Annotated in this window: 22 protein-coding genes and 2 tRNA genes; 10 read left to right on the forward strand and 14 right to left on the reverse strand. The window is 71.0% G+C overall.

The features are described 5' to 3' along the window. The first annotated feature begins 3 nt into the window (after positions 1-3). A complete protein-coding gene (gene rsgA / locus ACWD1Z_RS00945; RefSeq protein WP_451114419.1) occupies positions 4-1,014 on the forward strand; it encodes a ribosome small subunit-dependent GTPase A in 1,011 nt (336 codons plus the stop codon). Between the two features lie 122 nt (positions 1,015-1,136). Continuing rightward, complete coding sequence (locus ACWD1Z_RS00950; protein WP_250075801.1) at positions 1,137-1,460, forward strand: DMT family transporter; 324 nt, start codon at positions 1,137-1,139, stop codon at positions 1,458-1,460. A gap of 10 nt (positions 1,461-1,470) precedes the next feature. Here ACWD1Z_RS00950 and ACWD1Z_RS00955 read toward each other — a convergent pair whose 3' ends face one another. Then, entirely contained in the window at positions 1,471-2,079 is a 609-nt protein-coding gene (locus ACWD1Z_RS00955) for a TetR/AcrR family transcriptional regulator (protein ID WP_451114421.1), read from the reverse strand. A gap of 155 nt (positions 2,080-2,234) precedes the next feature. Here ACWD1Z_RS00955 and hisN point away from each other — a divergent pair, with 155 nt between their 5' ends. After that, a complete protein-coding gene (gene hisN, locus ACWD1Z_RS00960; protein WP_451114422.1) occupies positions 2,235-3,035 on the forward strand; it encodes a histidinol-phosphatase in 801 nt (266 codons plus the stop codon). A gap of 125 nt (positions 3,036-3,160) precedes the next feature. Beyond that, positions 3,161-3,553: a CBS domain-containing protein gene (locus ACWD1Z_RS00965; RefSeq protein ID WP_451114423.1), complete on the forward strand. Its 393-nt coding sequence runs from the start codon at positions 3,161-3,163 to the stop codon at positions 3,551-3,553. Between the two features lie 79 nt (positions 3,554-3,632). Here ACWD1Z_RS00965 and ACWD1Z_RS00970 read toward each other — a convergent pair whose 3' ends face one another. Next, complete coding sequence (locus ACWD1Z_RS00970) at positions 3,633-5,087, reverse strand: catalase (RefSeq protein WP_451114425.1); 1,455 nt, start codon at positions 5,085-5,087, stop codon at positions 3,633-3,635. Positions 5,088-5,231: 144 nt separating this feature from the next. Between ACWD1Z_RS00970 and ACWD1Z_RS00975 the strand changes: the two genes are divergently transcribed. Further along, positions 5,232-5,651 carry a Fur family transcriptional regulator gene (locus ACWD1Z_RS00975; RefSeq protein WP_451114426.1) on the forward strand — a complete coding sequence of 140 codons (420 nt, stop codon included), beginning with the start codon at positions 5,232-5,234 and terminating at the stop codon, positions 5,649-5,651. A 128-nt stretch (positions 5,652-5,779) separates the two neighbouring features. Here the strand turns inward: ACWD1Z_RS00975 and ACWD1Z_RS00980 are convergent. From ACWD1Z_RS00980 to ACWD1Z_RS00995, 4 genes are all read right to left on the reverse strand, one after another. After that, positions 5,780-5,853: transfer RNA gene (locus ACWD1Z_RS00980), tRNA-Met, on the reverse strand. 86 nt (positions 5,854-5,939) lie between these two features. After that, entirely contained in the window at positions 5,940-7,763 is a 1,824-nt protein-coding gene (locus tag ACWD1Z_RS00985; RefSeq protein WP_451114428.1) for a sel1 repeat family protein, read from the reverse strand. Positions 7,764-7,970: 207 nt separating this feature from the next. Then, positions 7,971-8,044, reverse strand: a tRNA-Met gene (locus tag ACWD1Z_RS00990). A 41-nt stretch (positions 8,045-8,085) separates the two neighbouring features. Next, the gene (locus ACWD1Z_RS00995; RefSeq protein WP_451114429.1) at positions 8,086-11,037 is read right to left on the reverse strand and encodes a UPF0182 family membrane protein; all 2,952 of its coding nucleotides are present in this window, start codon (positions 11,035-11,037) and stop codon (positions 8,086-8,088) included. A 143-nt stretch (positions 11,038-11,180) separates the two neighbouring features. On the opposite strand from ACWD1Z_RS00995, the gene ACWD1Z_RS01000 reads away from it, so the two are divergent. Continuing rightward, positions 11,181-11,723, forward strand: coding sequence for a PPA1309 family protein (locus tag ACWD1Z_RS01000; RefSeq protein WP_451114431.1), 543 nt, complete (start codon positions 11,181-11,183; stop codon positions 11,721-11,723). A 12-nt stretch (positions 11,724-11,735) separates the two neighbouring features. Here the strand turns inward: ACWD1Z_RS01000 and ACWD1Z_RS01005 are convergent, their stop codons facing one another. From ACWD1Z_RS01005 to ACWD1Z_RS01015, 3 genes are all read right to left on the reverse strand, one after another. Next, a complete protein-coding gene (locus ACWD1Z_RS01005; RefSeq protein ID WP_451114433.1) occupies positions 11,736-12,830 on the reverse strand; it encodes a YlbL family protein in 1,095 nt (364 codons plus the stop codon). A gap of 315 nt (positions 12,831-13,145) precedes the next feature. Next, the gene (locus ACWD1Z_RS01010; RefSeq protein ID WP_451114435.1) at positions 13,146-13,607 is read right to left on the reverse strand and encodes a molybdenum cofactor biosynthesis protein MoaE; all 462 of its coding nucleotides are present in this window, start codon (positions 13,605-13,607) and stop codon (positions 13,146-13,148) included. Between the two features lie 132 nt (positions 13,608-13,739). Further along, positions 13,740-14,852 (reverse strand): SDR family oxidoreductase, encoded by a 1,113-nt coding sequence (locus ACWD1Z_RS01015; RefSeq protein WP_451114437.1) that lies wholly within the window; start codon positions 14,850-14,852, stop codon positions 13,740-13,742. 193 nt (positions 14,853-15,045) lie between these two features. Here ACWD1Z_RS01015 and ACWD1Z_RS01020 point away from each other — a divergent pair, with 193 nt between their 5' ends. Together ACWD1Z_RS01020 and ACWD1Z_RS01025 are read left to right on the forward strand one after the other, a co-directional pair. Then, a complete protein-coding gene (locus ACWD1Z_RS01020) occupies positions 15,046-16,473 on the forward strand; it encodes a zinc-dependent metalloprotease (protein WP_451114439.1) in 1,428 nt (475 codons plus the stop codon). Further along, positions 16,470-16,985: an NUDIX hydrolase gene (locus tag ACWD1Z_RS01025; protein WP_451114441.1), complete on the forward strand. Its 516-nt coding sequence runs from the start codon at positions 16,470-16,472 to the stop codon at positions 16,983-16,985. Before ACWD1Z_RS01020 ends, ACWD1Z_RS01025 begins: the two co-directional genes overlap by 4 nt. A 44-nt stretch (positions 16,986-17,029) precedes the next feature. Here the strand turns inward: ACWD1Z_RS01025 and ACWD1Z_RS01030 are convergent, their stop codons facing one another. The 4 genes from ACWD1Z_RS01030 to ACWD1Z_RS01045 all read right to left on the reverse strand — a co-directional run bounded on the left by ACWD1Z_RS01030 (position 17,030) and on the right by ACWD1Z_RS01045 (position 21,035). Beyond that, positions 17,030-17,785, reverse strand: a complete 756-nt coding sequence (locus ACWD1Z_RS01030) for an AIM24 family protein (protein WP_451114442.1) — start codon at positions 17,783-17,785, stop codon at positions 17,030-17,032. A gap of 16 nt (positions 17,786-17,801) precedes the next feature. Further along, positions 17,802-18,482 (reverse strand): AIM24 family protein, encoded by a 681-nt coding sequence (locus tag ACWD1Z_RS01035; RefSeq protein ID WP_451114444.1) that lies wholly within the window; start codon positions 18,480-18,482, stop codon positions 17,802-17,804. A 13-nt stretch (positions 18,483-18,495) separates the two neighbouring features. Continuing rightward, positions 18,496-20,307: a TerD family protein gene (locus ACWD1Z_RS01040; RefSeq protein ID WP_451114446.1), complete on the reverse strand. Its 1,812-nt coding sequence runs from the start codon at positions 20,305-20,307 to the stop codon at positions 18,496-18,498. A 131-nt stretch (positions 20,308-20,438) separates the two neighbouring features. Further along, on the reverse strand, positions 20,439-21,035 hold the full coding sequence (locus ACWD1Z_RS01045; RefSeq protein WP_451114448.1) for a M48 metallopeptidase family protein: 597 nt from the start codon (positions 21,033-21,035) through the stop codon (positions 20,439-20,441). 237 nt (positions 21,036-21,272) lie between these two features. Between ACWD1Z_RS01045 and ACWD1Z_RS01050 the strand changes: the two genes are divergently transcribed. After that, positions 21,273-22,490: a TOMM precursor leader peptide-binding protein gene (locus ACWD1Z_RS01050; protein WP_451114449.1), complete on the forward strand. Its 1,218-nt coding sequence runs from the start codon at positions 21,273-21,275 to the stop codon at positions 22,488-22,490. Next, entirely contained in the window at positions 22,483-23,850 is a 1,368-nt protein-coding gene (locus ACWD1Z_RS01055) for an ABC1 kinase family protein (RefSeq protein WP_451114451.1), read from the forward strand. Before ACWD1Z_RS01050 ends, ACWD1Z_RS01055 begins: the two co-directional genes overlap by 8 nt. Before the next feature lie 4 nt (positions 23,851-23,854). Here the strand turns inward: ACWD1Z_RS01055 and ACWD1Z_RS01060 are convergent, their stop codons facing one another. Next, a complete protein-coding gene (locus ACWD1Z_RS01060) occupies positions 23,855-24,064 on the reverse strand; it encodes a hypothetical protein (RefSeq protein ID WP_451114453.1) in 210 nt (69 codons plus the stop codon). Positions 24,065-24,120: the final 56 nt, after the last annotated feature.

A 24,120-nucleotide genomic window follows, 5' to 3' on the forward strand; every position in this document is an offset into this window, starting at 1 on the left:
ATCATGCGCCGTTACGGCAAGCACACCGACGAGGACGACATCCGCAGCCGCCCGAACCGCAAGGGCAACCGGCCGCGTACGAACATCCGTCCCAAGCACGAGGAAGCGGTCGAGGGCATGGTCCTCACCGTGGACCGGGGCCGGCTGACCTGCCTGGTCGACGACCGGATCGTCATGGCGATGAAGGCCCGCGAGCTCGGCCGCAAGGCCGCCGTCGTCGGCGACCGGGTGGCCATCGTCGGCGACCTCTCCGGCCAGAAGGACACCCTGGCGCGCATCGTCCGCATCGCGCCGCGCACCTCGCTGCTGCGCCGCACGGCGGACGACGACGACCCCTTCGAGCGCGTGGTCGTCGCCAACGCCGACCAACTGGCCATCGTCACCGCCCTCGCCGACCCCGAGCCCCGCCCGCGCCTGATCGACCGCTGCCTGGTGGCCGCCTTCGACGGCGGCCTGACCCCCCTGCTGGTCCTGACCAAGTCGGACCTGGCCCAGCCCGACACACTGCTGGAGCTCTACGGCCACCTGGACATCCCGTACGTCGTCACCAGCCGCGAGGAGCTGGAGAACGGCGACGCGGCGGACCGGGTCCGGGCCGAACTGGACGGCAGGATCACGGCGTTCGTGGGGCACTCGGGGGTGGGCAAGACGACCCTGGTGAACGCGCTGGTCCCGGAGGAGCGGCGGCGGCTGACCGGTCATGTGAACGCGGTGACGGGCCGTGGCCGGCATACGACCACGTCGGCGCTGGCGCTTCCGCTGGCGGGGGGCGACGGCTGGGTGGTCGACACCCCGGGCGTGCGGTCCTTCGGGCTCGCCCACATCGATCCGTCCCGGGTCATCAACGCCTTCCCGGACCTGGTGGCGGGAACCGAGGGCTGCCCGCGCGCGTGCAGTCATGACGAGCCGGACTGCGCTCTCGACGCCTGGGTGGCCGAGGGTCACGCGGACCCGGCGCGGCTGTACTCGCTGCGCCGGCTGCTGGCGACGAGGGAGCGCACGGAAGGCGACTGACCTCCGCGTTGTTTGTCCGCACCCGAGTCCGGTAAGGGCATAATCGCACCGAGCCGGAAGAGCGACCCTGACCAGAGCCTGACGAAGCGGTCACAGTATGCGGGGATACGGGAGGACAGCACATGGCGTGGCTGCTGGTCGTTGTGGCGGGACTGCTCGAAACCGGGTTCGCCGTCTGTCTGAAACTCTCCCACGGCTTCACGAGACTGTGGCCGACGATCGCGTTCTGCGTCTTCGCGCTCGGCAGCTTCGGCCTGCTGACCCTGTCCCTGAAGAAACTCGACGTCGGCCCGGCGTACGCGGTGTGGACCGGAATCGGCGCGGCCGGCACCGCGATCTACGGAATGATCTTCCTCGGTGACATCGTCTCGACGCTGAAGATCGTCTCGATCAGCCTGGTGATCGTGGGCGTCATCGGCCTGCAGCTGTCGGGCTCGGCGCACTAGACGAGACGCCTCAGACCGGCAACTGCCGGGGCAGGGCGCCTCGTACGAGGTCGGCCACCCCGCCCTCCCCCGGCGGGGCCGCGACGCACGACAGCGCGATCCGGACGACGAGTTCGCAGGAGCGCGCGAGTTCGCCGCCGTCCGGCGTGCCCGTGCCGGGTGCGGACAGGGCGGCCACGGCACGGTCGCGGACGATGCCGACGAAGTCGCCGGGCGAGGGCAGCGGGCCATCGGCGCGGCGCTGGGCCGGTACGGCGGAGGAGGACGGCACGGCCGAGAGGGCCGGCGAGGGCAGGCGCTCGTCCCAGCAGCCGGTGAGCATGGCCCGGACGAGGGCGTTGTCGCGGGCGGCGGAGGCGGTCCACTCCGCGGTGGCGGTCAGCCGGTCGCGCGGGTCGGACGGGGTGTTCAAGGCCCGCTCCACACCGGCGAGATAGGAGTCGGCCTCCCGCCGCACGAGGGCCCGGGCGAGTCCCTCCTTGCTCCCGAACTCGTTGTAGAGGGTCTGCCGCGACACTCCGGCCGCGGCGGCCACGTCCACCATCCGCACCGCCGACCACGACCGGCGCGCGAGCGCCGTATAAGCGGCATCCAGCAGAGATTCCCGCGCTGCAGGCATCGTCGCCTCCCAGGGCCCCGGCTCTGCGCCCCAGGTTTGACGCGCCCGGCGGCACTGTCAAGGGGTGCGGAGCGGTGTGCCGGGAGGTGAGGGTCGCGTGACCGCCCTCCGCCCCCGGTGGCCCCGTGCGACGACCGGCGGATACCGTTCACCACATGCCCGACTACCACGACGACCTCCGCCTCGCCCACGTCCTCGCGGACGCCGCCGACGCCGCCACCATGGACCGCTTCAAGGCACTCGACCTCAAGGTCGAGACCAAGCCGGACATGACCCCGGTCAGCGAGGCGGACAAGGCGGCGGAAGAACTGATCCGCGGCCAGCTCCAGCGCGCCCGCCCCCGTGACGCGATCCTCGGCGAGGAGTACGGCATCGAGGGCACCGGACCCCGCCGCTGGGTCGTCGACCCGATCGACGGCACCAAGAACTACGTCCGGGGCGTCCCCGTCTGGGCCACCCTCATCTCCCTGATGGAAGCGGGCGAGGGCGGTTTCCAGCCCGTCGTCGGCGTCGTCTCCGCTCCCGCCCTCGGCCGCCGCTGGTGGGCCGCGAAGGGCCACGGCGCCTTCTCCGGCCGCAGCCTCTCCGCCGCGAGCCGCCTCCAGGTCTCCCGCGTCTCCCGGATGAGCGACGCCTCCTTCGCGTACTCCTCGCTGAGCGGCTGGGAGGAACAGGGCAGGCTGAACGGCTTCCTGGACCTCACCCGCGAGGTCTGGCGCACGCGCGCGTACGGCGACTTCTGGCCGTACATGATGGTCGCCGAGGGCTCCGTGGACATGTGCGCCGAGCCCGAGCTCTCCCTGTGGGACATGGCCGCCAACGCCATCGTCGTCACGGAGGCCGGCGGCACCTTCACCGGCCTCGACGGCCGCCCGGGCCCGCACAGCGGCAACGCCGCCGCCTCCAACGGCCTGCTCCACGACGAGCTCCTGGGGTACCTGAACGAGCGCTGCTGAGCCTCACGCGCCCTCTTGTTGACCCCCTCTTTGCCTGCCACTCTGAAAGCCCCGCCCTTGTGAATTTGTGAAACGGTGAACAAGGTGAACTCAGAGCGGGGACCCCACAGGAGGTGGCTGCATCCATGCTCGTCCGCGACGCCATGAGCACCGTGGTCCTCACCATCGGCCCCACCCACACCCTTCGCCAGGCCGCCGCGCTGATGTCCGCCCGCCGGGTGGGCGCGGCCGTCGTCCACGACCCCGACGCCGGCGGCATCGGCATTCTCACCGAACGCGACGTCCTCAACTCCGTCGGCCTGGGCCAGGACCCGGACACGGAACACGCTCACGCCCACACCACCACCGACGTCGTCTTCGCGGCGCCGTCCTGGACCCTGGAGGGAGCGGCCCAGGCGATGGCGCACGGCGGCTTCCGCCATCTGATCGTCCTGGAGCACGACGAACCCGTCGGGATCGTCTCGGTCCGCGACATCATCCGCTGCTGGGCGCCGCTGCGGCAGCAGGTGCCGGCCTGACGGACACGCGAACGGGCCGGACCCCCTTGCTCAGGAGGTCCGGCCCGCTTCGACAAGCGATCCAGTGCTGGTGGGTGTATCAGCCGCGCAGGGCCTGGACCGCGGCCTCCAGCCGCTTGCCGAAGTCCTCGTCCGCGTTGCGGAAGTTGCCGATCGCCCGCTCGACGATGTCCTCGCGCGAGACCTTCGAGATGAAGCCCGCCAGGTTCTCGATCAGGCGCTCCTTCTCGTCGTCGGACATCAGCCGGTAGAGGTTGCCGGCCTGCACGAAGTCGTTGTCCTCGGCGTGCAGGGGCGTGGGGTGGTTGCCCGTGCCCCCGCTGAAGCCGTCGTAGGGCTGCCACAGCGGACGGCCGGTCTGCGCCGGGCCGCCGAAGCTGTTCGGCTCGTAGTTCTTCGCACCGCCGTGGCGGCCGTCGTACAGGAGGCCGTCGCGGGAGTGGGTGCGCGCCTCGGTGGCGTGCGGGCGGTTCACCGGCAGGTGGTCGGCGTTGATGCCGACGCGGTAGCGGTGGGCGTCGCCGTAGGCGAAGAGGCGGCCCTGGAGCATCTTGTCCGGGGACGGGCCGATGCCGGGCACGAAGTGGGCGGGGCTGAAGATCGACTGCTCGACCTCGGCGAAGATGTTCTCCGGGTTGCGGTTGAGCTCCAGCTTGCCGATCTCGATCGGCGGGTAGTCCGCGTGCGGCCACACCTTGGTGAGGTCGAACGGGTTGAAGCGGTACGTCGCCGCCTCGGCCGCCGGCATGATCTGCACCTGCACGGTCCAGCTCGGGTAGTCGCCGCGCTCGATGGCCTCGCGCAGATCGCGCTGGTGGGAGTCGGGGTCCTCGCCGGCGAGCCTGTTGGCCTCGGCCTGGGTGAGGTTCTTGATGCCCTGGTCGGTCTTGAAGTGGTACTTGACCCAGAAGACCTCGCCGGCCTCGTTGTTCCACTGGTAGGTGTGCGAGCCGAAGCCGTCCATGTGACGGTACGAGGCGGGGATGCCGCGGTCGCCGAAGAGCCAGGTCACCTGGTGGGTGGACTCCGGGCTCAGGCTCCAGAAGTCCCAGACGTTGTCCGCCTCGGTGGAACCCGTGTACGGGTCGCGCTTCTGGGTGTGGATGAAGTCCGGGAACTTGATGGCGTCCCGGATGAAGAACACCGGGGTGTTGTTGCCGACGAGGTCGTAGTTGCCCTCCTCGGTGTAGAACTTCAGCGCCCAGCCACGCGGGTCGCGCACCGCGTCCGCCGCACCGAGGTTGCCGGCCACGGTCGAGAACCGCAGGAACGTCTCGGTCTGCTTGCCCACCTCGGAGAGGAACTTGGCCCGCGTGTACCGCGTGACGTCGGCGGTCACCGTGAAGGTGCCGTAGGCACCGGCGCCGCGGGCGTGGACCACACGCTCCGGGATGCGCTCACGGTTGAAGTGGGCCAGCTTCTCCAGGAGGAGCTGGTCCTGCACGAGCACCGGGCCCCCGACGCCCGCGGTCTCGCTGTTCTGGTTGTCGGCCACCGGTGCTCCGGCCTCCGTAGTGAGCGGTCCCTGCGTCACGTCTGCCTCCTGCGCCATTCCTTGCCCTACCTGTCCCTTGGCCAAAGCCGTTACCGATCCTAGCCTAGACAATGTCTAAGTCAAATAAGGTTCCAAAGTCACACCTATTCGGGATCTGGTCCTCTTGCTGTTAGGCTGATGGCCATGAGCGACCTTCTGGAACGGCTGCGCGGACGTGGATGGCGGATGACCGCGCAGCGGCGCGTCGTGGCCGAGGTCCTCGACGGCGAACACGTCCATCTGACGGCCGACGAGGTCCACGCCAGGGCTGTCGCCAAGCTGCCCGAGATCTCTCGCGCGACCGTCTACAACACCCTGGGCGAGCTGGTCACGCTCGGTGAGGTGATCGAGGTCGCCACGGACAAGCGCGCCAAGCGGTACGACCCGAACGCGCACCGTCCGCACCACCACCTGGTCTGCGCCCAGTGCGGCGCGATCCGCGACGTCCACCCGACCGGCAACCCGCTCGCCGACCTGCCCTCCTCGGAGCGCTACGGCTTCACGGTCTCCGACGTCGAGGTGACGTACCGCGGCCTCTGCCCGAACTGCGCGGCGGTCGCGTAACCAGACGCCCGCGAGGAGCCCCGGCATCGTGCGAACGGTGCCGGGGTTTTTTCGGCTGCTGCCGGACTGCGCCAGCCGGGCAACACCAAGGGCCGGAACCCTGATGGGTTCCGGCCCTTGGTCTTCAGTAGCGGGGACAGGATTTGAACCTGCGACCTCTGGGTTATGAGCCCAGCGAGCTACCGAGCTGCTCCACCCCGCGTCGGTGAATGCAACGTTACGTCAAGGACGCGGACAGAAGCAAATCGCTTTACGCGGGCGCGGCCCCGGAAGATCTCCGGAGCCGCGCTACGCCGACAGTTCCTCCCGCAGGGCGTCCCGCAACCGGGCCGCCCGCTGCGCGACCTCCCGGGGCCCCAGGGCCACCGCCCGGTCGGCCCACCGCTGCCCCTCCGCCAGCTCGCCGCGACGCGCGTAGACCAGGGCGAGCCGCAACGCCGCCCGACCGTGCCCGGCGTCCGCGGCCCGGGTCCACCACACGGCGGCCTCCGGCTCACTCCCCTCCCGGGCAAGCAGCAGCCCGAGGTTGAAGGCCCCGTTCCGGGAACCGGCCTCCGCGGCCTCCCGGTACCACCGGGCCGCCTCCACGACATCGCCCCGCGCGGCGGCCAGCATTCCCACCCGCACCTGCGCGCGCCGGTGCCCCTGCCCGGCGGCCCGCTCGTACCACTCCTCGCACTCGCTCTTCTCGTGCACGGACTCCCCGAGCTCATGCGCGGGCGCCGGCGGGCGCCGGGCGTCCAGCACGGTGGCCAGCCGGTACGCGGCCTCCGCGCTGCCGCCGCCCGCGGCGCACCGGAGATGCCGCTCGGCCCCGCCCTCGTCCCCGTCCCGCAGCCGGGCGATACCGGCCTGGAGCGCCGCCTCCGTATGACCGGCGGCGGCGGCCCGCTCGTACCACCGCAGCGCGACGCCGTCCTCTCCCCGCCCGGCGAAGAGGATCCCCAGGTTGAAGGCGGCGTCCACGCTGCCCGCCTCCGCGGCCTTGGAGAACCACGGCTCGGCGCCGGCGGTGTCCCCGCCCTGGAGCAGCAGGATCGCGAGCGCGTTGGCTGCCTCCCGGTGCCCGGCGTACGCCGCGCGCCGGTACCACTGCTCGGCCTGCACGGTCCGCCCCTGCTCGGCGCAGAGCAGCCCGAGGTTGTACGCGCCGTTCACATCACCGGCGTCCATCGCGGCCCGGTACCACCGCTCGGCGGTCTGGGTCTCGCCCCGCTCGGCATGCAGCGCGCCGAGCGCGTTCGCGGCGTTCCCGTCGCCCTCCTGAGCGGCCCGCAGCCACCACACGGCGGCGCTCTCGGTGTCCCCCGCGTCCCGCAGCAGGAACCCGAGCGCACACGCCGCCCGTGCCTCGCCGTCCTTGGCGGACGTCAGGTACCAGCGCCCGGCCTCCCGCAGCTCGCCGCGCCGCTCCAGGATCGCGCCGAGATGCAGCGCGGCCCGCCGGTGTCCGCGCGCGGCGGCCTGGCGGTACCACTGCTCGGCGTCCGCCGCGGCGGACGCCTCGCCCGCGGTGCCGGGGTCCACCCCGACACCGTTGTCACCGTCGCTCTCCCCCGTGCCCCGCCGGTCCAGCGCTCGCGCCAGGCGGTACGCGGCCTCCCGGTGCCCCCGCTCGGCCGCCGCCCGCATCCATCGCTCGGCGTCGGTGTCACCGCGGTGCTCCAGCAGATCGGCGAGCGCGTACGCGCCCAGCGCGTGCCCCTGCTCGGCGGACTGCCGCAGCCAGTACTCGGCGGCCGGCTCGTCCCCGCGCTCACGGTGATGGCGGCCCAGCGCGTGCGCGGCCGCGGCCGATCCGGCGACGGCGGCCACCCGCCACCACCCCGCGGCCTCCTCGGCGTACCCGCGCTGATGAAGGAGGACGCCCAGATTGTTGGCGGCGGCGCGGTCCCCCGCGGCGGTGGCGGCACGCAACTGGGGCTCGGCCGCGTCGAGATCGCCGCGGCGCAGCAGCATGGCGCCGAGGACGCTCATCGCCTCGGCGTCGCCGGTCTCCGCCGCGAGCCGCAGTCGCAGTTCCTCGGCGGCCTCACCGGCTTCGTCCCGGTCGGAAGACTGCACAAAACGCCCTGTCTCCAACAGAGTTGCCTTGTCCCCCATAACGTCCATCGTCGCACCACCTGCAACCTGGGTACACCTCGTATACCGCAGCCAGTGAGGTCACTTCAGCGTTTTGTCGACATGCCCACAGAGAGACAAGTCAAACACAGATGGGCCAACTCCCCACCGCGGCACGGCCGTCCCCACCGCTCGGCACATGCGTTCGCACATCACGAAGGCCCGGATCCTTGTCAGGATCCGGGCCTTCGCCATCAGTAGCGGGGACAGGATTTGAACCTGCGACCTCTGGGTTATGAGCCCAGCGAGCTACCGAGCTGCTCCACCCCGCGCCGTTGTTCTGCAACAGTATCACGGCGCGGGGTGGGCTTGATCAGCTGCTGTCCGGGCTGGGGCTGGGGCTGGGACTGTCGTCCCCGCCGTCACCGGACTCGCCGGCCTGGGCCTCCTCGGCCCGCCGCAGCGCTTCCTCCAGTGCTTCCTGCGCCCGGCCGTACGCCTCCCAGTCGCCGTCCTTCAGCGCCTGCTGGCCGTCCTCGAAGGCCTTCTGGGCGTCGTTCAGCGCCTCTTGGACCGTCGGGTCCTCGCTCGTCGGCGGTGGCGTCGGCTTGCTGGGGTCACCGTCGTCCTCCGGTGGCTCCGTCGGCTCCGGACTCGTACCCTCCGATCCGAAGATCTTGTTGAGCGCCTCTTCGAGGGTGTCCTCGAAGGCCGTACTGCCTCCGTAGGTCACCAACACCTTGCGCAGGAGGGGGTACTTGAGCCCGCCGCCGCGGACGTAGACGGGTTCGACGTAGAGGAGTCCGCCGTCCAGTGGCACCGCGAGCAGGTTGCCGTACTCGACGTTCGAGTCGCCTCTGCTGAGGAGGCTGATCGTCTCGGCGATGTCCTGTTCGGAGTTGAACTGGCTCTGGACCTGTTTGGGCCCGTTGACGGTGGTGTTCGTCGGCAGTTTCAGGATTCTGATCTTGCCGTAGTCGCTGGTGCCCGCTTCCGCGTCGACCGCCATGAACGCGCTGAGGTTGTCACGGCCGTTCGGGGTGAACGTCGTCGTCAGCGAGAACGCCTGGGACTTCTGGTCCGGCATCTTCATGCTCAGGTAGTACGGCGGCACCGCGTTGCCCGACTTGTTGGTCGGGTCGTCCGGCACCTGCCACACCTCGCTGCCGCTGAGGAACGTCGTCGCGTCGTCCACGTGGTAGCGGCTGAGCAGCTCGCGCTGGACCTTGAACAGGTCCTGCGGATACCGCAGATGGGCCATCAGGGCGGGAGAGATGTCGCTCTTGGACTCCACCGTGTCCGGGAAGGCCTTCATCCAGGTCTTCAGGACCGGGTCCTGGGTGTCCCACTGGTAGAGCTTGACCTCGCCGCTGTACGCGTCGACGGTCGCCTTCACCGAGTTGCGGATGTAGTTGACCTGGTTCTGCTGAGCCACCACCGCGCGGGAGTCGTTCGTCGCGGTCAGCGAGTCGGCCGTCGTGTCACCGAGGGTCGTACGGGACGCGTACGGATAGCCGTTGGTGGTCGTGTAGGCGTCGACGATCCACTGGATCTTGCCGTCCACGACCGCCGGGTAGGCGTCGCCGTCGATGGTCAGCCACGGCGCGACCGCCTCGACGCGCTCCTTGGGCGTGCGGTTGTACAGGATCCGCGAACCCTCGCCGATCGCCCCGGAGTACAGGATCTGCGGCTCGCTGAACGCCACCGCGTACGCGGCGCGGTTGACCGGGCTGGAGAGGTTGACCCCGCTGTTGCCCTCGTAGCTGTAGGTCTTCTCACCGGTGTCGTCGGAGTAGTCGATCTCCTTCTGGGGACCGCCGACGATCGAGTACGTCGAGGTCTTCTCGCCGTAGTAGATCCGCTGCTGGTACTTGCCGAGATCGCCCTTGGAGGGCAGGTCGGACTCGGTGAAGACCGGGCGGCCCTGGGAGTCGGCGCTGGTCCCCTCCGCGGCGACCGCGCCGTAACCGTGGGTGTAGCGGAAGTGGTCGTTGATCCAGTTGTTCTTCGGAATGCCGCTGAGGTTCAGCTCACGCAGACCGATGACCGTGTCCTGGTCCTTGCCGTCCTTGCTGTACCGGTCGACGTCCAGGTTGGTCGGGAAGCCGTAGTAGTTCCGGATCTGCTGGAGCTGCTGGAACGTCGGCGAGACGATGTTCGGGTCCATGATGCGGATGCTCGCGGCCTTGTCGACGTCGTCCCGCAGCTGGGCCTTGTCGTCGGTGCCGCTCTGCCCCGAGTACTCGGTGACCTTGGCGTCGTCGATGCCGTACGCCTCACGCGTCGCCTGGAGGTTCTTCTCCACGTACGGCGCTTCCTTGGCCTGCTCGTTCGGCTGGACCTGGAACTTCTGGACGATCGCCGGGTACAGGCCGCCGATGAGGATCGCCGAGAGCACCATCAGGCCGAAGCCGATGACGGGCAGCTGCCAGGTGCGCCGCCACAGGGTGGCGAAGAACAGCAGGGCGCAGATGACCGCGATGCAGAACAGGATCGTCTTGGCCGGCAGATAGGCGTTGGCGTCGACATACCGCAGACCGGTCCAGTTGTCGGTCGCCTTGAAGTCGCTGGACTTCACGGCCAGGCCGTACCGGTCGAGCCAGTAGGCGACCGCCTTCAGCGCGACGAAGATGCCGAGCAGCACCGACAGATGCCCGGTGGCCGCCGCGGTGGCCCGCGCGCCGGGGCTGGTGATGCGCAGCCCGCCGTACAGGTAGTGGGTGAGCGCGGCGGCGATCAGGGACAGGATCGCGGCGGCGAAGCCGAAGCCGAGCAGGAACCGGTACCAGGGCAGGTCGAAGGCGTAGAAGGAGACGTCCAGATCGAACTGGGGGTCCTTCTGGCCGAACGAGACGCCGTTGACCCACATCAGCCAGGTCCGCCACTGCCCGGAGGCGGAGGCGCCGGCGATCAGTCCGACCAGCGCGGTGATCGCGAGCAGCAGCCACTTCTTGTACGGCGCGATGCCCATGCGGTAGCGGTCGAGGCTCTGCTGCTCCATCGACATGGCGCTCAGCGGCGGGCGCAGCCGGTGCGCCAGCCAGATGTTCAGGCCCACCGAGAGGGCCATCAGCAGGCCGAAGACGAAGAACAGACCGATCTTCGTCCACAGGGTGGTCGTGAAGACGGACGAATAGTTCACCGACCGGTACCAGAGCCAGTCCGTCCAGAAGCCCGCGAACATGGTGAACGCCATGCCGAGTACGGCAAGGACGCCCAGCGTCATGAGCAGGGTCCGGACACGCCGGGACGGGCGGCCCACTCTGATCCGTGGCCCCGTCGGGCCTCCGCCGCGGTCCGGCATCTGGAAAGCCAAGGTGCGCACCTCGAAGTTCGCTGTTGATCCGTCAGGCCCACGTCTCGTGGAGCCCTCCGGGGGGCCTCGTGATCGTAGGCCCACACCTATGCAACTTACTCACGCTTTACTCGGTTCCCGATTCCGGGTGGGAACGAGGCAGGATTGTGACCATGTCCAACACTCCCATGGCGGCGAGCCCGCTCACCCGGGCCGTACTCGAGATCGACGAGTACGCCTCCGGCCTCGGCTGGGACCAGCCCGCCCGCCTGTTCGCCCTCGTAGACACCGCACGGCTGCGGGCCCAGGAACCCGGCCTCGCCCGCCAGCTCGGCCTGGAGGACGAGCAGGAGACCTCCGGCCTGACCCCCATCGAGCAGGACGAGGTGCCCACCGGCAAGCCGCTCGACGAATTCCTCGGCACCATCGCCTGGCCCGACGCGGTGACCGGCTGCGCGCTCACCGTGGAGCGGCTGATGCTGCCGCCGTCCGCGGAGGCCCAGGTGCCGCAGGACCTGAGCGGGGCCGCGCTGACCAAGTGGGTGGCGGACCACCCCGAGCGGCAGGAGGTCCGGATGACGGTCGCCGTGCTGCGCGACGGCACCCGCGAGTCGGCCCTGCGGCTGCGCGAGAAGGACACCCCGACGGAGGTCCTGACGGGCAAGGACCTGGTGCCGGGTCTGGCGGAGGCGCTGACGGCGACGTTCGAGGACTGAGGTCCCGGCGTCCTAGCTCGCGCCGCACGTCGGCAGGTCGGCGGTGTCGCCGGCGCGGATGTCCTTCAGGGCGCCGAGCGCGTCGTCCATGGTGCCGATCTTGACCAGGGTGAGCCCGTCGGGGGTGTCCTGGGCGGCGGCCGCGCAGTTGGCGGCCGGGGTGAGGAAGTACCGGGCGCCCTTGTCGCGGGCGCCGACGGTCTTCATCTCGATGCCGCCGATGGGGCCGACCTTGCCGTCGTCGTCGATGGTGCCGGTGCCGGCCACGAAGGAGCCGCCGGTGAGGCTGCCCGGGGTGAGCTTGTCGTAGATGCCGAGCGCGAACATCAGACCCGCGCTCGGCCCGCCCACGTCGGCGAGCTTGATGTCGATGCTGAACGGGAAGGTGTGGTCCGTCCCGGCGGAGATCCCGACGATGGCGCGCTTCTCGCCGCCGTCGTCGGCGGTCGTGGTGGTGATCGTGACCTTCTCCGTCCTGGCCGTCGCCCGCTGCTCCTTCTCGGCCGCGGCCTGTTCCTTGGCGGGCACGATCGTGAAGTCGACGTCCTCGCCGGGCTGGTGCCTGGTCACCAGTTCGGCGACGTCGGCCGGCTCGCGCACGGCGGTGCCGTCGACGGCCTTGATCACATCACCGGCGTGCAGCTTGCCCTCGGCCGGGGAGTCCTTGACGACCGTGGAGACGATCACCCAGGACTGCACGGGGATGTCCAGCGCCTCCAGCGCGGCGACCTTCGCGCTCTCCTGGGACTGGCTGAACTCCTCGGCGTTCTCCTGGGTGGACTCCTCCTCCGTCTTGCCGTCGGGGTAGAGGGTCTCGTGCGGCACGACCTTGTTGTCGTGCGCGAGCCAGCCGTAGACCGCCTCGACGAGGTTCATCCGGTAGTCGGCGCTGGTGACCCGGACCGTGGTCATGTTCAGGTGCCCGCTGGTGGCGTACGTCTTGCGTCCCGAGATCTGCAGCACCGGCTCGCCGCCGTGGTCCCCGAGGGTGTTCACCGTCGGCCCCGGGGACATCTCCGAGTACGGCACGGGGATGAACACTCCCGCGCACAGAAGCGCGATCAGCATCAGGGTGGAGGCGAGCATCGTCGCGGTGCGGCGTGGCATGCCTCGACAGTACGTGACACCCCTGTCGGCGTCCCGTCAGGGCCGAGTCTTCTCCATGGCCGCGCGGAACCGGGCATATCCGTCCAGCTCAGGACCGTCGCTCCGGGCCTTTCGCGTCCGGTGGGCCCAACTGCCCCACAGACCGGCGCCGATCGCAGCGACAAGCGGAATCAGCAACCAGGCGAGCGCCGCCATGCCGTCCTCCCAACCCCAGTGAGCGACCGCAACTGACTGATCAGCAGATTAACCATCCGCACTGACAACGCTCGGGGCAGGGGTGCGGTTACGCAACCGGAGAGGCGGGCGGGGCACGGCTCAACAGGCGCCGACCCACTCCTCGGTGCCGTCGGAGAACTTCTGGTGCTTCCAGATGGGCACTTCGTGCTTGAGATCGTCGATCAGCTTCCGGCAGGCCTCGAAGGCCTCCCCGCGATGGGGACAGGAGACGGCGACGACCACGGCCAGATCCCCGACCTGGAGATCCCCGATCCGGTGCACCGCGGCGAGCGCCCGCACCGGGTACGCACCGACCACCTTCTCGGCGATCCGCCGCATCTCGCTGTCGGCACTGGGATGACAGGAGTACCCCAGCTCATCGACGTCGGCACCCCCGTCGTGGTTGCGCACGGTCCCCACGAACAGGGCGGTGCCCCCGGCGGCGTCGTCCCCGACGGCCCGGAAGACCTCGTCGAGCGAGAGCGCGGTCTCCCGGACGGCGATCAACTTGATGGGGTCCTGCCCGGTCAGCTCGCCGGGGTGGTCGTTCATGGGTGCCATGCCCCCATCGTGCCCCACCCGGAGGAACCCGCGGAATACCGAAATCACCCGGCACACACGCGTGCGTCTTTGGAGCCTCCTACAGACGGCGGCTGCCGACGCGGGCCCCGCCCGACGGCAGCGGGCGCCCCGTCAGATCCGCCGCCGGGCCTTCCGTGCCCGCCGCACCACCGCCGCCGCGCCCAGCAGGGCCACCGTCGCACCCGCCGCCCCCGCCGCCGTCGCGTCCTTGCGGCCGAGCCGCCGTCCGGCCACCGTGTGCCGCCCGGCGACCTCCTCCAGCAGCTCGGCCAGCACCTCCTCGTTGGTCCACTGGGGCCGCCAGCCAGCGGCGTGCAGCCGGCTCCCGCTCACCACCCAGGGATACATGGTGTACGCGAGGTCCCCGGCCGGCGAGGGCGTCAGTCCGATCCGGTGCAGGCGGGCCGCCGCTCCGAGCGCGACCGCGGACGGCAGCTCCATCCGCCGGATCCCGCTGAGCTCCTCGACCTCCTCCTGCTCCAGCCATCCGTCGCACCCGACGGCGAGCTCTCCGTCGACCTTCTCCAGGACGGCGTACTCCAGAGCGCTGCACAGGTCCTCGACATGGCAGAACTGCCAGGCCGGCCGCGACCCGGCCACCACCAGCAGCCGCGGCGACTCGAAGTACCTGGTCAGCGCGGTGTCCGTGCCGCCGACGAGGACGGCGGGCCGCACCACGGTCACGTTCAGCCCCGGATGCGCCCGGGGCGCCCGCCGGGCGAGCCGCTCGACCTCCAGCAGATCCCCGACGCCGGTCGCCTCCGCGGTCGCCCGCAGCTCCGCGTCCTCGGACAGCGGCAGCTCGTTGTCGGGAAGGGCGCCGTAGACCATCGCGGAGGTGCACAGGACGACCCGGTGCACCCCGGCGGCCGCGGCGGCGGTCAGCACGGTCTGTGTCCCCCGGACGTTGTACGCCGTCCGGGCGGCTCCGTCGGTCTCCAGGTCGAGATCGAGCGCGAGATGGACGACCACGTCGGCGCCGCGCAGCTTCTCCGCGATGGCCGGGTCCCGCACGTCCAGGATGTGCCACAGCGCGTCCGCGCACTCGCCGCGCCGCTCGTCGATGGCGATGACCTGCTTGATCTCCTCGGACGCGGCCAGCCGCTCGGTGAGCAGCGCTCCTACGCCGGACGCGGCACCGGTGACCGCCACGACGGGCCCGCGCGCCGCGGGACTGGTTGACTGGTTTCGCGCTGCGCGAACCTGCGGATCAGGGGAACTCACCGGGCGTCTCCAGCGGTTGTCTTCAGTACGGACGCGAGTGACGCGTACGTACCAGGTGGCATCCATCCTGCCGCAGGCCGAGAGTCGGCGAAGCACCGAGGCCCTATCCGCCCGTGGTGTCTACGCTGGGTGGTGTTATCGGGCAGTCGTGCCGTCGGAGCAGAACCGGCGGCCTTACCAGCCGAGGAATCCCGTGAGTGACACCCCATTCGGATTCGGCCTTCCGCCGGAGGAGCCGGACGACGGCGACGAGGGCAAGAAGAAGGACCAGGAGAGCGGTGGTGGTCAGGGACCTGCCAACCCGTTCGGTTTCGGCGGCCTGCCCGGTGGCGGGGGCTTCGGCGGCCCGGGCGGTCCAGGTGCCGACAACCCGTTCGCCGCCATGTTCGGCTCGCTGAACCCCACCGACCTGGGCGCCGCGTTCCAGCAGCTCGGCCAGATGCTCTCGTACGAGGGCGGTCCGGTGAACTGGGACATGGCCAAGCAGATCGCCCGCCAGACGGTCTCCCAGGGCACGTCGGACGGCACCAAGGACACGAGCGTCGGCCCCGCCGACCGCACCGCCGTCCAGGAGGCCGTCCGCCTCGCCGACCTGTGGCTCGACGACGCGACGTCGCTGCCCTCGGGTGCGGGCTCCGCGGTGGCGTGGTCCCGCGCGGAGTGGGTCGAGGCGACGCTGCCGGCCTGGAAGGAGCTCGTGGACCCGGTCGCCGAGCGCGTCGGGACCGCCATGGGCGATGTCCTGCCGGAGGAGATGCAGGCCATGGCGGGCCCGCTGATCGGCATGATGCGGTCCATGGGCGGCGCCATGTTCGGCACGCAGATCGGGCAGGCCGTCGGCGTGCTCGCGGGCGAGGTCGTCGGCTCCACCGACATCGGCCTGCCGCTCGGCCCGGCCGGCAAGGCCGCGCTGCTGCCGGTCAACATCGACGCCTTCGGCAAGGACCTGGGCGTGCCGAAGGACGAGGTGCGGCTGTATCTCGCCCTGCGCGAGGCCGCCCACCAGCGCCTGTTCACCCATGTGCCGTGGCTGCGCTCGCACCTGTTCGGCGCCGTCGACGGCTACGCGCGCGGGATCAAGGTCGACACCGCCAAGCTGGAGGACGTGGTCGGCCAGTTCGACCCGCAGAACCCCGAGCAGCTTCAGGACGCGCTCCAGCAGGGCATGTTCCAGCCGGAGGACACGCCCGAGCAGAAGGCCGCCCTGGCCCGTCTGGAGACGGCTCTGGCACTGGTCGAGGGCTGGGTGGACGCGGTGGTGCACGCGGCCGCGAAGCCGCGTCTGTCCTCCGCGGACGCGCTGCGCGAGACCCTGCGCCGCCGCCGCGCCTCGGGCGGCCCGGCCGAGCAGACGTTCGCCACGCTGATCGGTCTGGAGCTGCGTCCGCGCCGGCTGCGCGACGCCTCGCGTCTGTGGGCGTCGCTGACGGACGCGCGCGGGGTGGACGGCCGGGACGCCCTGTGGTCCCACCCGGACATGCTGCCGACGGCGACCGACCTGGACGACCCGGACGGCTTCGTCCACCGCGAGCAGCTGGACTTCTCCGAGCTGGACAAGATGCTCGGCGAGGCGGCGGACGGCTCCGCCGGTAAGCCGGAGAAGGACGACGACTCGAAGTGACTCTGCACGGCGACGCGGTCCAGGTACTGAAGACCTACGCGGACCAGCAGGATCTGCGCCAGGTCTACCTGGACCATCTGGACCGTCATTCCGACGGAATGTGGAAGGACTGCAAGGACGGGCACATCACGGCGAGCGCCCTGGTGATCGACCCCGAGCGCGAGCGCGTCCTGCTCACGCTCCACAGAAAGCTGCGCATGTGGCTGCAGATGGGCGGTCACTGCGAGCGGGCCGACGACACCCTCGCGGGCGCCGCCCTGAGGGAGGCCACGGAGGAGTCGGGCATCCCCTCGCTGCGCCTGCTGCGGAGCACCCCGGTCCGCCTGGACCGGCACTGGACGCCCTGCGCGTGGCACCTGGACGTGCAGTACGCCGCCATAGCCCCGAGCGGAGCCGTGGAGGCGATCAGCGACGAGTCGCTCGACCTGCGCTGGTTCGCCTACGACGAGGTGGCGGACGTAGCGGACGACTCCGTCGTACGGCTGCTCGAAGCGACCCGCGCCGGCCTGTGAAGCCGTAAGGGGTGACCGCCCTCGCGGTCACCCCTTGACCCGGCTCAGCTCCAGACGTTGCCCTGGTTCTGGCCGCGGGCGCCCTGCTGGCCCATGCCGTACTGGGCGGCGACGCCCGAACCGAGCTGGGCGTTCTGCGGCGGCAGCAGCTCGCTGGGCTGCACGAGCGCGTAGCCGCTGCCCATGAAGCTCAGCTCCCAGCCCTCGCCGGTGTTGCCGCGGCGCCGCCACACCCCGGAGGAGTGCGTCTGGGCCTGCATCTGGACGCGCAGGCTGGTGGACCAGGCGACGATCGCGTCGGCGTCGCAGTTGACGTACTTGTCCGGCGTGACCTGCATCATCAGCGGCATGCCCGAGGTCATCAGGGCGACCTTGCCGCGGCCGGTGATGTTGAGCTGGTACTTCCCGGAGCCGGAGATGCCGTAGAGGCTGTCCACGGCGATGACCTCGTGGTGCAGCGAGGAGTCCATCGCCAGCACATAGCTGCTGTCGACGGTCAGCCCGTCCTGGTCGACGTCCATCAGGTGGATGTGCTGCTTGAGGTTGGCGAGGTAGACCGTGCCCTGCCCGTGGCAGCGCATCAGGTCCAGGCCCTCACCGGTGTGGGCCCGCGAGCGTCCCTGGTCGTTGCTCTGGTACTCGGCGTCGAACTCGATCAGGCCCTGGTAGGCGACCATGGTGCCCTTGCGGGCGAGGATGTCGTCATGACCCTCCAGGGCGAGCCGGAGCATCTGCTTGTTCTGCAGGCTCCAGCGCTCCTGGGTCTGCTGGTCGTTGTGGGCGAAAAGCGGACTCTGCATGGTGTGGTGCTCCCCCTCAGCCCCGGACCCGGAGACGGTCGGTGCTGTCCTCGCTGGGCTGGACGACGACGATGCCCTGGCCGGAGAAGGCCATCTGGTACGCCTCGCCGCTGCCCCGGCCGATCAGCGACTGCGCCTTGAAGCTGCGCTTGCCCTTCACCTTCAGGTTCGGGGACCAGGCGACGAGCGCGTCCGGGTCGACGTACGTCTCGTTCTCGCCACCGCCGCAGTCGACGACGATCGGCTTGCCCCGGGAGGTCAGCGCGACCCAGCCCTGCCCGGAGATCTTGGTGTTCCACAGGCCCTGTCCGGCGAACTTCGCCAGGCCCTTCACCCGCTCGACACCCCACGTGAGGTGGGCGTCGAAGGCCAGCAGGTTGGTGGCGTTGACGGAGATGCCGTCGCCGTTGAGGTTGATCACGACGACGTTCGCGCCGTAGTCGGCGAGGTAGAGCAGTCCGTCGCCGGAGCACTTCATCAGGGGCGCGCCCTCGCCGGTCATCCAGTCCTTGGCGATCTGGCGCACGGCCGGCGGGTTGGGCTCGTACTGGACGAACCCCTCGTAGGCGACCATCGACCCCACGCGCGCGAGGAGGTCGTTCCCGGTCTGCATGGCGACCTTCACCATGTGGTTGCCGTGGTTCTCCATGCGGGCGGTCACGGGCGCGGGAGCGTAGCCCGCGAGCGGCTGGTTCATGACGGGCTCTCCCTCAGATCTCGTACGGCTGGACGACGATGAAGCTGCCGGGAGCGGCCCGGAACTGGAGATTGACGCTCTCTCCGGTGTCGCCGGGGTAGGCGTTGCGGCGCATCCGCACCTGGCTGGAGACCACCACCTGGGCGGCGGCCGACCAGGCGACCACGGCGTTGCAGTCGGCGAACGTCGTGGGCGTGACCGGCAGGACGACGGGCGTGCCGTGCGTCTTGACGACGATCGTGCCGGTGCCGGTGAACTGCATCGTGAACAGCGCGCCGCCGGGAATGCCGTGTCCCTCGATGCGGCGGACCTCGTACTGGAGGCCCTCGTCGAAGGCGAGGACGTTCTCGGCGGAGACGCACACCCCGTCGCCCTGGAGCTCGATGGGGTGCAGCATCGTGGAGTTCTCGGCGAGGAAGACCTGGCCCTGGCCGGTGCAGCGCATCAGCTGCATCTCCTGGCCGGTGGCGTTGCCCGCGATCCGGCCCGCGAAACCGGCGCCCTTGTAGCTGAAGTCGACCTTGCCCTGGTAGAGCACCATGCTGCCCTGCCGGGCCAGCACCGGCTGACCGCCGATACCGAGGTCGACGCGGATCATCTTCTTGTTCTGCTGCGTCCAGCGCTGCCCGGTGGGCGTCTCCCGGAACTGCTCCAGCGCACCGGCCACACCGGGCGCCTGGGGAGCACCCTGGGGGGCGCCGTAGGGGGCGGCGGCCTGGCCCGGGACCTGTCCGTACGCGGGCTGCTGGCCGTAGCCGGGGGGCGGGGTCGGCTGGCCGTGACCCTGCGGGGCGTGCGGTGCCTGGGGCTGGCCGTAGCCCTGCGGGGCGTGCGGCGCTTGAGGCTGGCCGTAGCCCTGCGGGGCGTGCGGTGCTTGAGGCTGGCCGTAGCCCTGCGGGGCGTGCGGCGCTTGGGGCTGGCCGTAGCCCGGGGGCAGCGGTGCGCTCGGCGGCTGGCCGTGCGGCTGCGGCGGCTGGCCGTACGGCGCGGGTGCGGGGGCCGGCGGGGGTACCTGGGTGCCGCCGGGCGGTGTCATGGGCGCGATGATCGTCGGCTGGGCGTGCACTGACGGCGCGGGGGCCGGTGCCGGTGCCGGCGGCGGAGGCGTGGCTCCCGGCGGAGGCGCGAAGCCCTGGTGGGCGGGCTGCGGGGCCGGGGCGGGCGCGGGGGGCGGGGCGGGCGCGGCCGCGGGGGCCGGGGCGCCGAAGGCGGGAGGCGCGGTGGCCTGGGCCGGGGGCGCGAAACCGGGGGTCGCGCCGGACTGCGGCTGCTGCGGGGCCGGGGCGGGAGCCTCTTCCTCCATCACCTCGCCGCCGAAGTTCCTCAGCAGCGCGTCGAGACCGCCGTCGAAGCCCTGTCCGACCGCGGCGAACCGCCAGACGTCCTTCAGATAGAAGTCGCCCAGCATGACGGCCCGCTCGGTGCTGAACTCGGAGCCGTTGAACGCGTACCGGGCGACTTCCTCGCCGCCGGCCACGATGCGGATGTATCCGGGGCTGATCTGCGACATCTGCCCGGCGCCGTCGAGCGTCGCGGTGAACGACAGCTTGTGGATCTGCGGCGGGATCCGGTCCAGCGTGACCCGGAAGGACTCCGTGTCACCGGCCTGGGCGCCCAGGAGCTGAACGGACTCCTCGGGGGTCTTCGGCTGGTTGAAGAAGACGAAGTAACGGTCGTCCGAGAGCCGTTCATCGGCGTCGAGGCCGAAACAGCTGATGTCGAAGGTCAGACCGGGACCGGAGATCTGCACGCCTACGTACAGATCCGTGCCCGCGGTGAGGTCACTGATCCTGGCCTTGTGGCCGCGTTGGAATTCCCTGGCCATGCGTAACGACCGTCCCCCATCCCGATACGAGTGCGTCGCGTCAGGCTAACGGCAAACTCGGACACCGGACGATGTCGGTACAGAGCCGGTACAGAACCGGCGCCCCGCGGGGCCGGAAGGTCGGCGGGCGGTCACTCTCCGCGTGTGCCGGGCAGGTGCGGCAACCGATCGGCGGCGACCACTCCTTCGAGGTAACCCCGGGCCCGCTCGGTCCGCGGATACGCCTCCAGCAGCCGCCAGAACCGGGGCCCGTGGCCGGGCACCAGCAGATGGGCGAGCTCGTGCAGCAGGACGTAGTCGACGACGTACTCGGGCATGCCCTGGAGGCGGTGCGACAGCCGGATGCTGCCCTCGGCCGGGGTGCACGAGCCCCAGCGGGTGTTCTGGTTGGTGACCCAGCGGACCGAGTTCGCCCGGGCCCGGCCGTCGAAGTACTGGGCGGAGAGCCGTTCCGCGCGCTCCGCGAGCTCGGTGTCGCCGAGCACCCGCTTGCTCTCCTGGGCGGCCAGCTTGTCGAGCATGACGCTCACCCAGCGCTGCTCCTCCGCCTCGGACATCCGCGCGGGGATCAGCACCACGGTGCGATCACCCTCGCGGTACGCGGAGACCGTCCGGCGCCGGCGGGCACTTCTGCGCACCTCGATCGCGCTCGCCCCCGAACCGTTCGGCGGCGGGCTCGGCGTGCGGCGCTGTGGCGTTCCGGCGCGGTGCAGTGGGTCGACGGACACGCCCCGACGTTACCCGCTGCACACGGGGGAAGTCCCGACTCCGGTACGGTTCCGCGCCGAGACCCCACCATGCGTTTGATTTGTACGAAGATTTCCGGGGCCTGTGGACAACTTTCGGCGCCGGATCGCGGCTGGGGGCATGCTGGCTCTTGCCGGGGCGACCGCGACCGACTCCCAGGAGTACGCGACGGCCGTCTGAGGCACACGGGGACGAACCATGACTTACGGGGGCCTGTCATGCATCCGATGGTGAAGCCGGCGCTCAGGCGCGGCTGGCGTGACCTCAACACCGTGCAGTTCGGGATGACGCCCGCGCACGCGATGACGCTCGGCCCGATGGACACGGCGACGGGCAGCTTCCTCGACCTGCTCAACGGCACCCGGGGGCTGGAACTGCTGCGCGCCGAGGGGCGGCGGATGCGCCTGCCCGACGGCCATGTCGACGGGCTGGTGACCCGGCTGACGCGGGCCGGGCTGCTCGACGACGCGCGCGGGGGCGGCCCCGGCGGTGCCGAGCTGCGCGGGAAGAAGGAGGCCATGGACCGGCTCCGCCCCGACCTGGCCTCGCTCTCCCTGACCACGTCCGAGCCGGGCGAGGCCATGCACCGGCTGGCCGCCCGCGGCTCCCTGCGTGTCCAGGTGCGCGGTGCCGGGCGGGTGGGGGCGGTGCTGGCCTCCCTGTTGTCCGGCGCGGGCGTCGGCGAGGTCGACGTGCGCGACGGCGGCCGGGTCGAGCCGTGGGACGTGGCGCCGGGCGGACTGCCCGCCGAGGCGATCGGTGAGCGCAGGGAGGAGGCCGCCCGCCGGGCCGTACGCCGGGCTGCCCCGGACCGCCCGCCCCGCCGCGGCCCGCGGTCGCGGCCCGGTAACGCCGACCCGGGCCACTCCCTGGTGATCCTCGCCCCGCGGGACGAGGTCGGGGTGCACGCGCCCCTCCCGTCCACCGCCGAGCCGCTGATCGCTTCCGGCACTCCTCATCTCTACGCCGGAGTGGTCGAGGGAACCGGTGTCGTCGGTCCGCTCGTCCTGCCGGGCGAGACCGGCTGTGCGGGCTGTCTGCACGAGGACCGCACCGACCGGGACCCGGTCTGGCCCCGGCTGGTCGCCCAGTGGCGTTCGGGCGCGGGCAGGCCGCGCCCGGTGCCGGCCTGCGACCTGGCGCTGGCGGCCATGGTGGCCGGACTGGCGGCGGCCCACGCCCTGGCCTTCCTCGACGGCGGGACCCCGTCCAGCGCGGGCGCCCGCTGGGAGGTGTCGCTGCCCGGTCTGACCTGGCACGCACGCCCGGTATGGGCCCATCCCGCATGTCCGTGCGGGGCCGCGGAGAAAGGTAAGGAAGGACACACCTCCAAGGAGGGGGAGGCGCACGAGACAATGGCGGTGCAACGGCCGTCGAGAATGTCACGCCGTCAGGCAGACGCACGGCCGGCTGGGACCTGGAGGGCGCATGTCTGATCTTCCCCGCAAGGCGGTCACCCGCACCGCCAAGCTCGCCGCGCTCCCGCTCGGCTTCGCCGGGCGGGCGACCTGGGGACTGGGCAAGCGAATCGTGGGCGAGTCCGCGGAACTCGTCGGCAAAGAGCTGCAGCAGCGCACCGCCGAGCAGATGTTCAAGGTGCTCGGCGAGCTCAAGGGCGGCGCGATGAAGTTCGGGCAGGCCCTGTCCGTGTTCGAGTCGGCGCTGCCCGAGGAGGTCGCGGGGCCCTACCGCGCGGCGCTGACGAAGCTCCAGGAGGCGGCGCCGCCGATGCCGACCCGCACGGTGCACGCGGTGCTCGCCGAGCGGCTCGGGGAGGACTGGCGCGAGCTGTTCGTCGAGTTCGACGACAAGCCTTCCGCGGCGGCCTCCATCGGCCAGGTGCACCGGGCGGTGTGGCAGGACGGCCGTGCGGTGGCGGTCAAGGTGCAGTACCCGGGCGCCGGTGAGGCCCTGCTCTCCGACCTCACCCAGCTGAGCCGGTTCGCCCGTCTGCTGGGCCCCCTGGTCCCCGGCATGGACATCAAGCCGCTGATCACGGAACTGAAGGACCGGGTCTCCGAGGAGCTGGACTACGGCCTGGAGGCCCAGGCGCAGCGGGCTCACGCGGAGGAGTTCGCGGACGACCCGGACGTGGTGGTGCCCGACGTGGTCCACCAGTGCGACCAGGTCCTGGTCACCGAGTGGATCGACGGCATACCGCTGTCGGAGATCATCGCGGACGGCACCGAGGAGCAGCGCGACCGCGCCGGCCAGCTGCTGGCCCGCTTCCTCTTCTCCGGCCCGGCCCGTACCGGCCTGCTGCACGCCGACCCGCACCCCGGCAACTTCCGGCTCCTGCCCGGTGACCCGGACGGCGAGCAGGAATGGCGCCTCGGCGTGCTGGACTTCGGCACGGTCGACCGCCTCCCCGGCGGTCTGCCCACGCCGATCGGGGAGTCGCTGCGGATGACCCTGGACAGCGATGCGGAGGGCGTCTACGAACTGCTGCGCCGGGAGGGCTTCGTCAAGGAGTCCATAGAGCTGGACCCGGACGCCGTCCTGGACTACCTCCTGCCGATCATCGAACCGGCCGAGGTCGACGCGTTCGCCTTCAGCCGGGGCTGGATGCGCGGCCAGGCCGCCCGGGTCGCCGACCCCCGCTCCCCCGCCTACCAGCTGGGCAAGCAGCTCAATCTGCCCCCCGCCTACCTGCTGATACACCGGGTGACGCTGAGCACGATCGGCGTGCTGTGCCAGCTGGGGGCCACCGTCCGGCTGCGGGAGGAGCTGGAGGAGTGGCTGCCCGGATTCGTCCCGGAGGAGGAGACCCCCGAGGAGTCGGCCACGGGGGCCTGAGCCGCTACCACCAGGACGAGTCCAGCCGTCCCTCGATCGCTCTGAGGTTCTGCCGGGAACAGGCGTCGCAGAAGTAGTGGCGCTCGCCGTTCTCCACGGAGAAGGTCCAGGTGGCCTGCGGGCCCTCGGCCGTGACGCCGCACCCGGCGCACATCAGGGGATGCGGCTCCGGGCGGGAGTCGGCGTCGTCACCGCCTCCGGGAAGACTCGTCACCCCGCGACGATATCGCCGCCGTCGGCGCCCCCGCGGGTATCACGCACCGCGGGGGC

It is taken from the genome of Streptomyces sp. NPDC002784, from assembly GCF_053592135.1.